At 36.8% G+C, this 16,918-nt stretch carries 8 protein-coding genes and 1 pseudogene; 6 read left to right on the plus strand and 3 right to left on the minus strand.

Features of this window, described 5'->3' with window-relative positions; all coding sequences use genetic code 11:
• Nucleotides 1–10: 10 nt before the first annotated feature.
• Both IGI80_RS15155 and IGI80_RS15160 read left to right on the plus strand, forming a co-directional pair.
• Nucleotides 11–682, plus strand: a complete 672-nt coding sequence (locus IGI80_RS15155) for a DUF624 domain-containing protein (RefSeq protein ID WP_438724117.1) — start codon at nucleotides 11–13, stop codon at nucleotides 680–682.
• 100 nt (nucleotides 683–782) lie between these two features.
• Nucleotides 783–1,757 (plus strand): hypothetical protein, encoded by a 975-nt coding sequence (locus IGI80_RS15160; protein ID WP_438724118.1) that lies wholly within the window; start codon nucleotides 783–785, stop codon nucleotides 1,755–1,757.
• A gap of 106 nt (nucleotides 1,758–1,863) precedes the next feature.
• On the opposite strand, the gene tnpA is transcribed toward IGI80_RS15160, so the two are convergent.
• Nucleotides 1,864–2,319, minus strand: a complete 456-nt coding sequence (gene tnpA / locus IGI80_RS15165; protein ID WP_438722451.1) for an IS200/IS605 family transposase — start codon at nucleotides 2,317–2,319, stop codon at nucleotides 1,864–1,866.
• Between the two features lie 175 nt (nucleotides 2,320–2,494).
• Here tnpA and IGI80_RS15170 point away from each other — a divergent pair.
• Nucleotides 2,495–6,273: pseudogene (locus IGI80_RS15170) on the plus strand (Ig-like domain-containing protein).
• A gap of 161 nt (nucleotides 6,274–6,434) precedes the next feature.
• The gene (gene trpS, locus IGI80_RS15175) at nucleotides 6,435–7,439 is read left to right on the plus strand and encodes a tryptophan--tRNA ligase (RefSeq protein ID WP_002356846.1); all 1,005 of its coding nucleotides are present in this window, start codon (nucleotides 6,435–6,437) and stop codon (nucleotides 7,437–7,439) included.
• Nucleotides 7,440–7,492: 53 nt separating this feature from the next.
• Here trpS and IGI80_RS15180 read toward each other — a convergent pair whose 3' ends face one another.
• Together IGI80_RS15180 and IGI80_RS15185 are read right to left on the minus strand one after the other, a co-directional pair.
• Nucleotides 7,493–9,271, minus strand: a complete 1,779-nt coding sequence (locus IGI80_RS15180) for an ABC transporter ATP-binding protein (protein WP_438724119.1) — start codon at nucleotides 9,269–9,271, stop codon at nucleotides 7,493–7,495.
• A 52-nt stretch (nucleotides 9,272–9,323) separates the two neighbouring features.
• The gene (locus IGI80_RS15185) at nucleotides 9,324–11,051 is read right to left on the minus strand and encodes an ABC transporter ATP-binding protein (protein ID WP_438724120.1); all 1,728 of its coding nucleotides are present in this window, start codon (nucleotides 11,049–11,051) and stop codon (nucleotides 9,324–9,326) included.
• Between the two features lie 66 nt (nucleotides 11,052–11,117).
• Here IGI80_RS15185 and IGI80_RS15190 point away from each other — a divergent pair, with 66 nt between their 5' ends.
• On the plus strand, nucleotides 11,118–11,933 hold the full coding sequence (locus tag IGI80_RS15190; protein WP_002383586.1) for a MerR family transcriptional regulator: 816 nt from the start codon (nucleotides 11,118–11,120) through the stop codon (nucleotides 11,931–11,933).
• Between the two features lie 472 nt (nucleotides 11,934–12,405).
• Nucleotides 12,406–16,512 carry an isopeptide-forming domain-containing fimbrial protein gene (locus IGI80_RS15195; protein ID WP_438724121.1) on the plus strand — a complete coding sequence of 1,369 codons (4,107 nt, stop codon included), beginning with the start codon at nucleotides 12,406–12,408 and terminating at the stop codon, nucleotides 16,510–16,512.
• Nucleotides 16,513–16,918: the final 406 nt, after the last annotated feature.

Raw genomic sequence — 16,918 nt, forward strand, 5'->3', positions numbered from 1 at the left:
GGAAGTTTGAATGTTTACTAAGCAAACCTTTGATAATAATATCTATATGAAAATTTTTCGCTGGCTTTACATTTTATTTATCGGTAATCTAGGGCTTCTCTTAGTGAACATTCCTTTTTTCATAGCGGTGATTAGCTTAGACATTGATCCACGAAACCTCCCACTTTTTGTAGTAACGTTGCTGCCGATGGGGGCAGGGATGATTGCACTTTTAGGCTTAATCGATACTTTTAAAGAAGAAAAGGAGCTGGATCCATTTAAAACTTTTTTCCAAAAGTTTCGTCAGTTTGGGTTAAGAGGTTTTCTTATCAGCTTGCTAGGCTTAGGAAGTAGCATCATCAGTGTGACAGATATATTCTTTTTTGCCAAAACAACGATTGGTAAATGGTTTATTCCATTGATGGTCCTTCTGCTAATTTTTGGGTTAGCTATTATGCTGAATGCTTGGTATTTTCAAGTACGAAACCCGCAAGCTTCTTTTAAAGATGTGTTTCGGATTTCAATTTACTATGGACTGCGGAAATGGTATGTCAGCTGTCTAAATGTTTTTTTACTATTCTCAATGTTTGCAATGATGTTTTTGAAGCCACAGTTTGGGTTTGTTGTAACCCCTGTCCTTTTCCTAGGGATTATTTATTCAAATACTGGGAAATTGCATGAAAAGCAAAAAAAGAATAAATAATTTTTACATAATAAGTAATCTCGATTTTCAGGAAAATGAATGAAGGTGGGATTGCTTATTTTGTTCTTGCCTTGTTTATTAAAGTGGAGGGAGCGAACGAATGAAGAAAAAAATAATTATTTTAAGTAGCTTTTTGATAGGTGCTATTTTTGTGCTCGTTATTTTTACTACCAGTCAGCAAAGTATGATTAATAACGAAGCAATCCAAGTCGAAGAATTAATTGTTTATGGCGATAAAAATATGAATCGTGTAGCGAAGCAATTCTCTGATCAGAATAATTTAACTTCGTTTGGAAAAAATTTCTGGCGCAAAACGTATAACGGAAAATCACCCACTCAGGAACTACTGAAGGTTGCAACGGAGGATTTAGTACAACATAAAATGATTAAACAGCTGGCAACGGAGTTAGAAATAGCCCACTCACAAACATTTGGGCAAGAAAAAAAAGAATGGCAAGACCAAAAGAGCAGTTTAACGCTCTGGCAATTTTTAGATGCAAAAGATCAACAATTACAGGACCAAATAAAAGAAAAATTAATGGAGAAAGAAAAGCCAACGCAAAAAGAATTGCGGCAGGCCTTTGAGCAATTGGATGATAAATATAAAAAGACCGATTACTTTGTTGAAGCAATTGAAATTCCAACTTTTTCAGGTAAGCAAGCAGAATTAGAAAAAATAGCCGAAGCAATCTCTCCGAATCTATCTTATGAGGAAACGTTATTGGAGTGGCAAAATAAATTACCTAATCTTGTTATTGAATCGTATCAATTGAAGAGTGCAGAAATCCAAAAAGAGGATATTTATTCGTTGTCTGTTGGGGAAATTCTTAGTGAAAAAGCTGTTGGTACCGTGGTGAAAGGATACCACGAAAACCAATACTTTTATATTTTTAATAAGGAAGGAGGGCAACTTTTACAGTTTGAAGAAGCACCACAATTTGGCAAAAATGCCTATATCAACACGTGCTACAAAGAGAAATTAGCTACGTATCAACAAGCAACTAAAGTGGACTTGTTGGAGAAAGACAGAGAAAAGTTTTTTCAAAATTATCAAAGTAAATATCCACCCGCATAGCGGGTGGCTTTTTAATAGCCCTAGAAGGGCTCGCTACCTGCTGCTCCCTTTAAGGGAGCTTTTTTTAGAGACCGCCAACCGCTACCTTTCTATTCTTATCTAGCTATTACTTCCTAAATGGATCTTTATACTCTCTTTTGTTTATACTATCCCTTACTCGATCTTCTGCTTCTTGTTCTCGTATATACTTTGCTATCGTTTTTTGGTTCAGTCCTACAGTGCTCACATAATAGCCTTTTGACCAAAAGGATAGATTTCCATAATTGTATTTTAAATTCGCATGACGTTCATGAATGATTACTGCACTTCTTCCTTTTAAGAAACCCATAAAACCTGATACACTCAACTTCGGTGGAATTCTTACCAACATATGGATATGGTCGGGCATTGCATGCGCTTCAATGATTTCGACTTCTTTCATCTCACACAATTTTCTTAGTATTTTCCCTATATCTCGCCTCAATTGACCATAGATTACTTTTCTTCTATATTTTGGTGTAAACACAAGATGATACTTACAATTCCAACGAGTATGTGCTAAACTTTTATCGTCGTTCGACATTCAAAAACTCCTTTCGATTTGATAACGGTTGGTAGCCTTTATCTATTATATCGAAAGGAGTTTTTATCGCTAAAGCTCTGACCTCCACGCGCAGTACGCGTGGTTTTTTTGTCGAAATCTCTTTAGAGATTTCGACTGACTAAAGTCATTAATAAAAACAGTTAAGGAGCAGAAAATGAGAAAAAAAGCGTATTTTAAAAGTGTAACCATTTTCCTTTCTATTTTGCTTGTTTTTTCCCAGCTTCAATTATTTAGTCTTCCTGCTTATAGGGAAACAGTGAGTGATCAACCGTTACTTTTTCGTTCAGTAGGTGTCGCTCAAAATGGGACGACCTACTATGTGGATGGGGAAGGAGGAAATAATGCCAATGATGGGCAGTCTCCAGCCAGTGCTTGGCGTGATTTTGAAAAAGTGAATCAGACGGAGTTTCAGCCAGGCGACCATCTTCTGCTGAATGCGCAAAGTACCTGGAATAACCAATTGTTGCATCCAAAAGGGAATGGGACAGCGGCACAAAAGATTGTCATTGATTTTTATGATACGAATGACAAAGGAGGAACCATTTTTGAAACAACACGGCGTCCGATTATTAACGGTGGTGGCACCTACAGCACAGGGACTTTCAAACGTGCAATCTCAGGGGCCGTGCAGTTAGTGAACCAAGAATATTGGGATATTTCAAACTTAGAAGTGACAAATACACCAGAGCTAGATAATCTCGAAGGCTATAAGAAACCAGGAGATGCTCAAAGAGCGGGGATATTAGTCCTAGGATATGAACAAAATCGAACGTTCAATAGTGTCACGATAAGGAATAACTATGTTCATGATGTTCAAACAGAATATTATTTGAATCTAAGTGGGAATACTGCAACCAAACGATTAAAAGCGGTAGGTGGAATTATTGTTTTAGGAAGTTGGTTTGATGAGAATGGCAATGTAGTAACGGCAGCCAATGATCATCGAACAACGACTGGATTTAATGATATTTTGATTGAAAATAATGTGATTCAACGAGTGGGACTTGAAGGAATTCGAACAAAAGCTGACTCAGATACCTCAAGAGGCAACACTTTCTACAAAACGTTCTCTAATGTTACGATTCGTAATAACTATTTAGAAGATATTGCTGGCGACGGGATTGTCTTGTCAGAAGCCAAAAGTGGCGGTGTCGTCGAAGGAAATGTTGCTGTCCGAATGTGCAATGCCGATTATGGTACACAAAATTACGCGGGCGTTTGGGCAATGTCTGTAGATGACGGACTGTTCCAATATAACGAAGTATACGGAATCAAATATGGATTTAACGATGCTGAAGCTTATGATGTGGACATGCAGTCAAACAATGTTATTTATCAATATAACTATTCACATCATAATACTGGCGGCTTTTTATTGCTTATGTCTGATCAAAAAAATTCGGTTATTCGTTACAATATCTCAGCTAATGACGGCGGTGGTAACCGAGGAACAGGTAAAGACAATCCAGGCGGAGCTGGTGGCTACAATTATAAAGAACAAAGCATTTTCCATTATTGGGTAAAAAATGATGGAGCGGCAATGCCAACTATCCACAATAATACGATTTATGTTGGCGACGGCATTTCAACATCATTATTTGGTGAAGGAAATAGTTCTGACAACAGTGGTACAGTAGCCAATTTTTACAATAATATTTTATACAAAGAAGGTACCGGACAATTAAAATTCTTATCTAATTATCCAACAAATGGGACACAACCAATTGAACGTAAAATGGTCGATAATCCAGAAAAATATTTCAAAAATAATGTTATTTGGCCAAAAGAAATTGCTACAGAAAAAAGTGGTGCAACTGTTGCAAAATTAGTATCAAGTGGAAACATTTTTGAAAAACCACAATTAGAAATCACAGATAACCCTGAAAAAGTGAAAGAGTTGGCAGAGCAAGAATTTACGACAATGAAACCAACAAAAGATAATGTGGTTGAATTTACTTCTAAAGAACGCTTACGTCAGCGAGCACAAATGTTCCAATTAAAAGAAACCTCGCCAGCGATTGGTAAAGGCTTGTCGGAAGTGAACAGTGCGGCCGAAGACTTCTTTGGAAATAGCTTGAAAAATAAAGTTTTAGATATTGGCGCGCAACAAGCGTCCACAATTGAAAAAAGTATTCGTTATCAAAATCAAGTGTTAGAAATTAGTTCGGCAACAGGTGTGTATCCTAATTTGCCAGAGCAAGTTGAACTAACGTACGAAGAAGTCGTTAATGAAGAAGTGGTTGCGACAGGCAAAAAGAATTTAAGTTACAATGGGAAGCAATCCCTCAAGAAAAAATTAATACAGCAGGTACAATTGAAGTTGCAGCAACAGTTATCGGCTTACCGATAGATGCTGTCAAAGTAACAGCCAAGGTCTCTTTTGAGGGCGAACTTGGTGAAGGAAAAGACACCGTTAAATTAAAAACAGCCCAAACTGCCTATGTTCAAAAGAGTGATGGTAACCGAGCATACTCTGCTATAGCAGGCGGTACTGCTGCCATTAGTTCAGGAGACGCCTATAAATATCCTTATGGAGTAAACTATACGGGCAATTACGCATTAAAATTAAAAAATGCTAGTTCTGCGGGGTATAATCGCCGGATTTACGTTGAAATTGATACACAAGAATTGAAGAACTATCAATCACTAAAAAGTGCCAATTTAGAATTAAATGTGATGCGTTATGATGCGTGGAATGGTGCTGGAAATACAAATGATGAACGTTTGAAAAATACGCAGTTCCAAGTAGATGTTTATGGAACAGATACTAATTGGATGAGTAACACCATTACTTGGAACAATGGTCCAAATAATTTAAATGTACCAAATGAAGAATTTATTGCTCGACAATCTTTTACAAATAGTTCAATTATGAATAATCAAAATACAATCTCTATTGATATTAGTAACTATCTACGGAAGCTAATTCAAAGTGGTGAGAAAATTCCAGCCAAGTTAAGTTTCTTATTAGCGATTACAGACAGTCGTTTGCCTGGTTATGATTCTGATAATGCTGGGTTTGATGCTTTTTCAAAAGAAGGCGCACAAAAGGCCTATCAAGACTTTTTAGCAGGCAAATTGACCTTGCCAACTGGTCAACAGCTAACAGAGGATAGTTTAGCTCCTAAAATTGTTTTATCGAATGTTTTCGAAGTCAAACATGAGTCGATTGAGGTCACGACAGAAGCGGGTCAAGCCCCTAATCTACCAGAAAAAACAACTATTTTTTATTCGGATGGTTCACAACGAGAAGTGACTGTCAATTGGTCAGAAGTTCCAGCATCTTCTTATCAAAAAGAAGGAACATTCACTGTTGTAGGACGAGCAGCAGGTGTCTCAATGCCAATTATTGCCAATGTAAAAGTCACCGCTAAACATATTGTTGGATTCAAGGAATTGCCTACGCTGGATCGACTAACAGGCACCTCGCGAGGCGAACTGAATTTGCCAACTGAAGTAATTGCAAAATTAGATGATGGTAGCGAAACGAAATTGAAGGTTATTTCTTGGGATGACGATGTTAGTAATTATTCGCCAAGTAGCCCGCCAGGTACTTACCAGTTCCCTGCTGCAGTAGAAGAAAAAATAGGAATTGCGAATCCTGATGAACGAAAAATCTTCCAAGTCGTGCAAACTCATGCGATTCCTGAAAGAATTCAATTTGCTACAGAAACAGCCACTATAAAATCAGGCGAAAATTATCAAATTCAATCTAAAGTGATTGGTCAAGCGCCGCACACAGAAACGGATGCTTGGAGCTCGCAAGTAACGTATGAGTTGGTTACACCAGATGCTGGCAATACAGTAAGTGTAGATGAAAACGGTCTGATTAGGACAGAAGCAACGACTGCTGCAGGAAATTATCAAATCAAAGTAACAAGCAAAGTTTTACCGATAGTGACTGCACAATTTTCAATTAAAGTTACAAAATAAACGAACTGTTTGAAGAGACTGGAACAAGAATTGCTGTACCTTGCAATCTTTGTAGTCTCTTCGATTATCTAGAATCAATAAATATTCTATTGCCTACTATTCATTCTTTTTAAAACAAGGTAAAATAATAAATGAAAGTAAACGATAAAGGTGTGTAGACAATGAATACTATCTTAACAGGTGATCGTCCAACTGGTAAATTGCACCTAGGACATTACGTAGGTTCCTTAAAAAAACGAGTAGAAATGCAAGCAGACCCTACAAATCAATTATTTGTCATGATTGCAGATTTACAAGCATTGACAGATAATGCAAAAAATCCCGAAAAAGTTTCAGCCAATGTTTTAGAAGTTGCTTTGGACTATTTAGCAGTTGGTTTAGACCCTACGAAAACAACAATTTTTATCCAATCGCAAATTCCACAGTTAGCTGAATTAACAATGTACTATCTAAATTTAGTGACCACGTCACGTGTTCGTCGGAATCCAACGGTCAAAGCAGAAATTGAGCAAAAAAAATTTGGGGAAGGTGTTCCGACAGGATTCTTTATTTATCCCGTTTCACAAGCTGCTGATATTACTGCCTTTCAAGCGAACTTAGTCCCAGTTGGGGAAGACCAAAAACCAATGTTGGAACAAGCGCAAGAAATTGTGCATAGTTTTAATCAGACGTACGGTGAAGTTTTAGTTAGACCGGAAGCTGTGTTACCACCAAAAGGCATGGGACGCTTGCCAGGAATTGATGGCAACGGAAAAATGAGTAAGTCTTTAGGCAATGGTATTTATCTTTCAGATCCAGCTGAAGTGGTACAGAAAAAAGTAATGAGTATGTATACCGATCCAAATCATATTCGTATAGAGGACCCAGGACAAGTTGAAGGAAATATGGTCTTTACTTACTTGGATGTCTTTGGGAAAGAGAAAGAATATATTGAAGAATTAAAAGAGCACTATCGTCATGGCGGTTTAGGAGATGTGAAAATTAAACGTTACTTAATTGATGTCCTAGAAGAAGAACTCGCACCGATTCGTCGACGTCGTGAAGAGCTGGCTAAAAATCCAGAAGCGATTATGGAAATGTTGCATAAAGGAAGTCTTGCTGCTGAAAAAGTGGCAGCACAAACCTTAACAGAAGTCAAAAAAGCGATGGGAATTCAATATTTCTAAGCAATAAAAGAACTGGAACAAGTCAAAAGAAGAATGACTTGTTCCAGTTCTTTTTAAGTGGTTTGAAATTGACTATTATATAAGCTGGCGTAAAGAGTCGGAGCTTGTAATAGTTCCTGATGCGTTCCTTTTTCAATAATATCGCCATTTTTCATCACTAAAATTAAATCAGCATTTTCAATCGTGGATAATCGATGAGCGATAACGAAGCTTGTTCGATTTTCTGTGACAGTTTCCATCGCTTTTTGAATATGGGCTTCTGTTCGTGTGTCCACACTCGAAGTTGCTTCATCGAGAATAACAACGGGCGGATTTGCTAAAATGATTCGGGCGATGGTTAATAACTGTTGTTGCCCTTGTGATAATGCACCATTTTCGCTAGAAATAATTGTGTCATATCCTTGAGGAAGGGTCCGAATAAAATGATCACATTGAGCAATTTTAGCTGCTTCAATTATTTCTTCACGAGAAGCATCTTTTTTCCCATAGGCAATATTATCTGCTACGGTTCCTTCAAATAGCCAAGTGTTTTGTAAAACCATGCCAAATAAATTTCTTAGATTTTGTCGAGAAAGTTTCGTAATATCAATCCCATCAAAAGTAATGGCACCTTGATTTATTTCATAGAAACGCATTAATAAGTTGACTAATGTTGTTTTACCAGCGCCGGTGGGTCCCACAATGGCCACTGTTTTTTTCGGTTGAACAGAAAAATCAACATTTTTCATTAAAATTTTTTCTGGTGTGTAGCCAAATTGAACATTTTTAAATTCAATGGCTCCTTTAGGAGAAGAAATAGTTTCTAAATGAGTTGCTTCTGGCTGTTCATCAGCTTCATCTAAGATAACAAAAATCCGATCAATGGAAGCCATCGCTGCTTGAATTGAGTTAATGACATAAGAAGCGGTAGAAATCGGCTCAGAAATTTGGTTGATATATTGCAAATACGCTTGCAAGAAACCAATCGTAATACCACCAGATAAAACGAGCATTGCGCCTAAGATAGCACTAATAATAAAAGCCAACTGATTAATAAAACGAATAGCTGGATAAATCGCAAAATTTAGAAACTGTGCTTTTTTAAAGGCACGATAATGTTGTTGATTAACAGCATCAATTGTTTTTTCAGCATTTTGCTGTTGATTAAAGGTTTTTGTGACCAAATTTCCTGCTAAATATTCTTCCATCTTATTATTTAATTGACCTAATTCAGCTTGACTTTGATCAGCAAACACCTTGTTTTTATTCGCAATTTTTGTCGTCATGAAAGTACTGCCGCCAATTAGCAGCAACACTAAAATGGTTAATTTTGCATCAATATAGAACAACATGATTCCTGCAAAAAGGATAGTCACGACGGAAGTGAAAAATTGGTTGATGCCTGTTAAAAGAACTTGTGACAATTGGTTTAAGCCAGTTGTTGAACGACTAATGATATCGCCCACTTGGTGATTGTTAAAGAAGGCCATTGGTAAAGTTTTAAACTTTTTTGTCACTTCTTTTCTAATTCTTAAAGTAACCCGTTCGCTTAAAGAAGCCATTGCTCGTTCTTGAATAAAAGAAGTGATACTACTAATGATTGAAAAGAGAATTAAAAGTAAGACGGGACCTAAGAGCGCTTCTTCAACTAAAGGAAGTGTCATGCCTTTGAGACCGACACGCTTGATCGCTTCTAAGAGGTTATCAATCCCGATTGCCATAATATAGGTCATGGCAACAATTAATAAGTTTCCAATTAAACTGCAGATCATTAGACCATAAAAGATTGGATGCTCAGGTTTAATCATTTTCCAGAAACGTTTAAAGCTTTGAAGATTCATTGTTTTTTTCATTGTATGGCTTGAAAAGAAAACTTTCTTTCAAGCAGTCACATCCTTTCTTTAATTACTTGGGTAAGATACCTTGCGATTTAGCAAAGTCTTGGTAATAGCTATTAGTGGTAAGTAAATCAGCGTGGGTACCTTGACCAACAATCCTTCCTTCATCTAGGACGATAATATTGTCAGCGTTCATGATTGTACTTAACCGTTGAGCAACAATGAGTAAAGTTTTGTCCGCCATTTGTGCATGTAAAGCGGCACGTAGAGCGGCATCAGTTTTGTAATCTAATGCGGAAAAGCTATCATCGAAAATATAAACGTCTGCCGGTTTGATTAAGGCTCGTGCAATACACATTCTTTGTTTTTGACCACCAGAATAGTTGGACCCGCCTTGTGCTACGAAACTTTCAATCCCTTGTGGTAAGGAATCGATAAATTCAGAAGATTGTGAAATTTCAAGTGCCGTTCTTATTTCTTCTGTAGTTGCTTTGGCATTTCCCATTAATAAGTTTGATAAGATTGTCCCACTGAAAAGAAAGGCTTTTTGTGGCACATAACTGATGACTTGGCGAATCGTTTGCTGAGATAATGAGCGGATATCTGTGCCAGAATAGCTAATCGTGCCGGCTGTGACATCATTTATTCGTAAAAGTAACTTAACTAAAGTACTTTTACCAGCGCCAGTTGCTCCAACAATCGCCGTTGTTTTTCCTTTAGGAATGACAAAACTAACATTTTCTAAAACAGGATCAGCTGTTTCTGTGTATTGAAACGTGACGTGATCGAAGCGAATCAAGGCTTTCTCAGGATGATAAGCAATGGTTGCTTCAGTATGAGGATCACTAATTTCAATTTTTTCTGACAAAACTTCCTGCAATCGATTCAAGGAAGCAATGGACCGTGGAATGACAACTAATACCATAGCTGCGATCATTAAGTAGGCCAAAGTTAGAAGCGTATATTCAATCACAGCTGTAACGGTGCCAATTTGTAGGGTGCCTACTGCAACTAAATTACCGCCAAACCACAAAATAGAGGCATATACAACGCCCATTAATAAAAAGGCAACGGGAGTAATCCAAGCAAAGATTCGATTCACTTTACTCATGCGTTCAGCATAATTTTTAAATGTTTGATTGGTTCGCTGCTCTTCAAAGTCTTGATTATTGAACGCACGAATCATATTAATTCCAGTAAAGAACTCTCGTAAAGTCGTAGTAATTCGATCCATTTTTGGTTGAATTTTTAAAGATAAAGGGGTACCTTTTTTCATTAAAAAATAAACAACGACTAAGTAAAATACGATGGAAGCCAATGTTACCCAAGCGAGTGAAACTGAATAAGAAAATGTCATCACTAAGGCAAATAAACTAATAATAGGCGCTGGAAAGATTAATTGGCAAAATAGCACAATCATTGTTTGAACATTATCTACATCGTTGGTCATTCTAGTTAGCAAAGAATTTGAACCAAATTTATCAACATTTTTCATCGAGAATTGTTGAAATTTTTTAAAGAACAATCCTCTAACTTGAAAACCAAATTTAGCAGCTACTAAAGCAGACAAATAGCTAGAAATAATTGCGGCAATTGTTCCAATGAATGCCACAAGAAACATTTGTATGCCAATCGTTTTAATTACTTGTTGGTCACCGCTAACGATGCCCACATCAATCAACTTGCCAACTAATTTAGGGACGCCAAGGGTTCCTGCGATTTGCAAACAGATGGTTAAAGTTGTCGCAAGAACAATCCATTTATTTTCTTTAATAAACTCTTTCATTAATTTCATGAAATTTCCTCCTTAAACAATACCGTTTTAGCTGTTACAAAGAGTCATTGTACACGTTCAAGTAACTTGAATGTCAACAGTAGAAATGCTAAACTTTTTGATGGAGGGAACAGTATGGAAAAAAATTACACAATAAAAGATGTTTCTGAGTTGTTAAATATCCCTAAGTCCACGATTCGTTATTGGGACGAGCAAGGGTTGATTAGTACCACACGCAATGAAGAAAACGGATACCGAACCTTTGATTTAGAAGATTTGTTCAAAATATATGATATTGATTTTTATCGAAAAATGGGGATTCCTATCAAAGATATGTTGAATTTATATAAAAAGACACCTACCGATCTCTATGCCACCATGGAAGCAACAGAAGAACAACTGGGGCAAGAAATAAAAAGGCTTCAGCATAAATACAAAGAAATCAAGAAAAGAAAATTACATTTACATGCGTTAATTGATTTAGAAACATTGGTTTTTTCAGATGAACCAATTCCTTTTGATAAAATTGTTGTTGTTGATATTGAGGATCCAGAAGAGATGAAAGTTTACATGGAACACATTTCAACTTTAGGTATTTACGGGGATTTAAGTGAATCCAATGAACTGACGTATGGGATTTGTTTGGCAAATCATGTGAATAAAAAAAGTTTAGATAAAGTGATTTGGCTCAAAGAATCAAGTAGCCAATACAAAGGCTTTATTTTAAAAGTCAATACACAAGATACCCGTTTGAATAATATCGAAGAAGTAAAAAAGCGTTTAGCAAAACAAGGATTTGAAACAGGCATCGTTGTCGGAGAGCATATCTTGACACAACTAGAAGAGGAAAATCAATATATTGAATATTATTATGGTTGGATTGAAATTTTAGGGGAAAAGTAAAATAATTAAAAAAGGAACTAGCAATAGCAAATGTAGCTAAGCTAGTTTCTTTTTTTGGTAAATGTAATGAAAATTACATGAAAAAAGTTTTAGTTTTTAAAACAATTTAGAACGAATGTTATTAAAGGGAAAACAATAAAAAAATTACTCTTAAAGCTAGAACTTACCTATATTTGTATTTTTTTAGGGAAAGTCAATAAATTTGCTTCATATAAAACGTGTTATTTAATTCGCTATTTTTTGTTGAAATATCGGTTTTTTTTCTTTTTTTAGCTAATATAATGTGTTACTTTTTGATTATAAGGAGAAACGGAAAATCGTACGTTAAAAAAAGTTGTTGTAGCTAAATAAAGAAAGAATTGAAGGTTGAAAAGTATTTTATGGAGGTGGATATTGAGAAACAATTAGTAATTGTAAAAGTTGTTTGAAGATGATTTGTTTAAGTAAATGAAAAGAACGAAGGAGAATGTAAATGAATAGAGCAGTTAAAAATTTTGTGAGTTACCTTATGATTACCATGCTGTTTATTTTAAATTTGTTACCAATGATGAACGCGTTTGCTCAAGAAGTAACAAGTGATGCTGAGAATACTGTTGAAAAAGACGGGCTCAAAGTAATAGGGAAAATAGAAGATACATCGTCTCAAGAAGATATTAAAACGGTCACTTACGAAGTAACAAATACGCGAGATGTACCAATCAAAGATCTCATCTTAAAACAAAAAAATACCAATGATAGTCCAATCAAATTTGTTTTAGATACTTTAAGTGAAGAGCGAGGACCTACGTCTTTAGAAGAACAAACAAAGGTTGAAACAAATGAGAAAGATCAAACAACCGACATTAAACTGCTTAACCTTCAACCAAATTCGACAAGAAAGATTACCATAAATGGGCAAATAACTACAAAAGCGTCGAGCAAGTTATTGGTCAGCGTACTAATAGAAGATAATGAAAAAGGAACACTAGTAATTGATTTACCTAGTAAAGGTATGCTAGCAGATAAAGAGTCGGTTTCGAAGGAAAAACAGGAAACTTCAGAAACAAAAGTAGAAAAACAGGCAAACGAAACAGCCTCTTCTACAAATGAAATGACCGCAACTACTAGTAACGAAACAAAGCCTGAAGCAGGAAAGGCGACAGAAAGTATTCAAGAGACAGCACTAACGCAGGCTACCGAAAGTCCTGAGCAACCTCCATTAAAGGCGCAACCTACTGGTCCGTTAGTGCCACCAACACCTGGTCGGGGGTTTAATACGCCGATTTATCAAAGCGTTCATAAAGGAGAACTTTTTTCAACGGGAAATACCAACTTAAAAATTGCGAATGAAAATACGGCGGCTGCGCAAACATTTTTAAACACACGAGGAGCAAGTAGTGGTTATGCAATTAACAATTTTCCTTTAGAATTTGCAGATGTTGACAATGATCCAAATACGTATAACTCTAGTCGGGCTTATATTGATTTAAATGGTGCAAAAGAGATTGCTTGGGCGGGCTTATTTTGGAGTGCATCTAGATATAAAGGCCCTGCTTATGGAACAAATCTTTCTGATGAAGAAATTAGTGCACCAGTTCAATTTACAACACCAAATGGAACCGTACAGCGTGTTTCGCCCCAAAGGTACCATCGTATCGATCAAGATGCAACAAACCCAGGACAACGTTTCGGGTACAATAACACTGGATTTTCTAATTATGCAGATGTAACTTCAATTTTACAAGGGGATAAAAGTGCAACAGGGAGTTATACGTTGGCAGATATTCCTATGACAAGTAGTTTAAATGGTCAATATCAATATTATAACTTTAGTGGTTGGAGTTTGTTTGTTGTTACAAAGGATCAGGCAAGTAAGTCAAGAGCTTTTAGTATTTACTATGGAGCACGTGGTAATGCTGCTGGAACCAATAATGAATTTACTATGAGCAACTTTTTAACAGCAAAACAAGGAAATCTTGATCCAATTGTGACCTGGTTTACTGTTCAAGGAGATAAATACTGGACTGGAGACAACGCACAAATTAAAAATAGCGCAGGAACTTGGGTAAATATTTCGAACACGCTCAATCCAGTTAATAATGCTATGAACGCAACTGTGACAGATAACGATGAACATATGGTAGATAAGTATCCAGGAAAATTTGCGCCGGATCATCCTAATTTTTTAGATATTGATATCGATCGTATGGCAATTCCCGAAGGTGTTTTAAATGCTGGACAAAACCAAATTAATTTTAGAACAACAAGTAGTGGTGACGATTATTCTACGAATGCGATTGGTTTTGCTGTAAACGCAGAAACGCCTGAATTTGAAATTAAGAAAGAAATTGTGGAACCAAAAGAAACTTACAAAGTTGGTGAAACAATCACGTATCGTGTCTCACTAAAAAATACAAAAGCTGATTCAGAAGCGATAAATTCAGTCTCGAAGGATGCACTAGATGGTCGCTTAAATTATTTGCCAGGCTCTTTAAAAATTATTAGTGGACCAAATTCTGGTGAAAAAACGGATGCTTCAGGCGATGATCAAGCTGAATATGATGAAACCAATAAACAAATTATAGTCCGTGTCGGCAATGGTGCAACTGCTACACAAGGAGGTAGCTACAAAGCTGATACAGCTGAAACAATTTACGAATTTAAAGCGCAGATAAATGAACGAGCAAAAGCAAATGAATTAGTGCCTAATAGCGCAACCGTTGAGGCAGTAGATATTTTAACATCTGCAAAAGTCAACGAAACTTCTAATATAGTAGAAGCAAAAATTGCGGACGAACAAGTAACTGGCAAATTAACCGCAACAAAAACCGTTAATAACGCTAAACCAAAACTAGGCGAAACTATCGAGTACACAATTAGCTTCCGCAACACCATCGAAAACAGCGTCCTAAACAAAGTAGTTATCACAGACCAACTACCCAAAGGACTGACGTATGTCAAAGATAGCCTAACAAGTGTCGGTGATGAACCAAAACCAACCAGCTTGAAAGAAGCCAACGGCACAATCACAGCGGAATACCCAAGTATCACCGATACGAAAGAGCGGAGTATTCGCTTCAAAGTGATCGTTAATGAAGAAGCGAAAGCGGGCGAAACAATTCTCAACAAAGCCAAAGTAGATGACACAGTTAATCCGCCCGAAGAACCAGAGGTGCCTGTGGTACCAGAAGCGAAAGAAGGCAAACTAACCGCAACAAAAACCGTTAATAACGCCAAACCAAAACTAGGCGAAACTATCGAATACACCATCAGCTTCCGCAACACCATCGAAAACAGCGTCCTAAACAAAGTAGTTATCACAGACCAACTACCCAAAGGACTGACGTATGTCAAAGATAGCCTAACAAGTGTCGGTGATGAACCAAAACCAACCAGCTTGAAAGAAGCCAACGGCACAATCACAGCGGAATACCCAAGTATCACCGATACGAAAGAGCGGAGTATTCGCTTCAAAGTGATCGTTAATGAAGAAGCGAAAGCGGGCGAAACAATTCTCAACAAAGCCAAAGTAGGTGATGGCATCAATCCACCAGAAGAACCAGAGGTGCCTGTAGTACCAGAAGCGAAAGAAGGCAAACTAACCGCAACAAAAACCGTTAATAACGCCAAACCAAAACTAGGGGAAGAAATCGAGTACACAATCAGTTTCCGCAACACCATCGAAAACGGCGTCCTAAACAAAGTAGTTATCACAGACCAACTACCAAAAGGACTGACGTATGTCAAAGATAGCCTAACAAGTGTCGGTGATGAACCAAAACCAACTAGCTTGAAAGAAATCAACGGCACAATCACAGCGGAATACCCAAGTATCACTGATTCAAAAGAGCGGAGTATTCGCTTCAAAGTGATCGTTAATGAAGAAGCGAAAGCGGGCGAAACAATTCTCAACAGAGCCAAAGTAGGTGATGGCATCAATCCACCAGAAGAACCAGAGGTGCCTGTAGTACCAGAAGCGAAAGAAGGCAAACTAACCGCAACAAAAACCGTTAATAACGCCAAACCCAAACTAGGGGAAGCAATCGAATACACAATCAGTTTCCGCAACACCATCGAAAATGGTGTCCTAAACAAAGTAGTTATCACAGACCAACTACCAAAAGGACTGACGTATGTCAAAGATAGCCTAACAAGTGTCGGTGATGAACCCCAGCCAACCAGCTTGAAAGAAACTAACGGCACAATCACAGCGGAATACCCAAGTATCACCGATATGAAAGAACGGAGTATTCGTTTTAAAGTGATCGTTAATGAAGAAGCCAAGGCAGGCGAAATAATTCTCAACAAAGCCAAAGTAGGTGATGGCATCAATCCACCAGAAGAACCAGAAGTGCCCATTACGCCTGAAGAACCAGCGAAAAATAAAAAGGAAACAAAAAAAGTTGTTACAGACCAGAACAAACCTACAAAAAATAGTAAAAATGAAATTGCCATAAACAAGAAAGAAACGTCTAAATCATCCTATTTACCAAAAACAGGAGAAAAAGTTCAAAAAATATTTGCGTATCTGGGTGTAGTACTGATCTTAATTGTATTAATTCTCTATGTTATAAAGAGAAACAAAGAAAAAGAGGAGTAAACAAAATCGATTGTTTTAGAACGACTAATTAGCTGAAAATTTAAGAGTTGACGACATAAGTCAAAATGACCTATGTCGTCAACTCTTTTTGATTTATAACAAGAAATCCAACATATTGTGTGTGCATAAAGGCAAATAGAAAAATAGTAGTGAAATAGCTAGTAATAATAAAGAACCAGCTTGCATTAAAACTGCAAAAAAATAAACTACAATTAAACGAATTGCTCTAGTGTTTTTACGGATAAAATTCAAAAATAGTCCTCCTCAAAAATAATTAGAGGATAACCTTTGTGAAAGTATCAAGTTCTCAGGTTTTATAAAACAAATACACACTAGCAAAATCGCTTTATGAGTGAGGCTTATCCAATTATTTTTAAGGTTCTTAAACAGTTGTAAAAAAAAATCA

Origin of the sequence: Enterococcus sp. DIV1420a (assembly GCF_051712165.1) — a bacterium.
GTDB classification, from domain to species: domain Bacteria; phylum Bacillota; class Bacilli; order Lactobacillales; family Enterococcaceae; genus Enterococcus; species Enterococcus faecalis.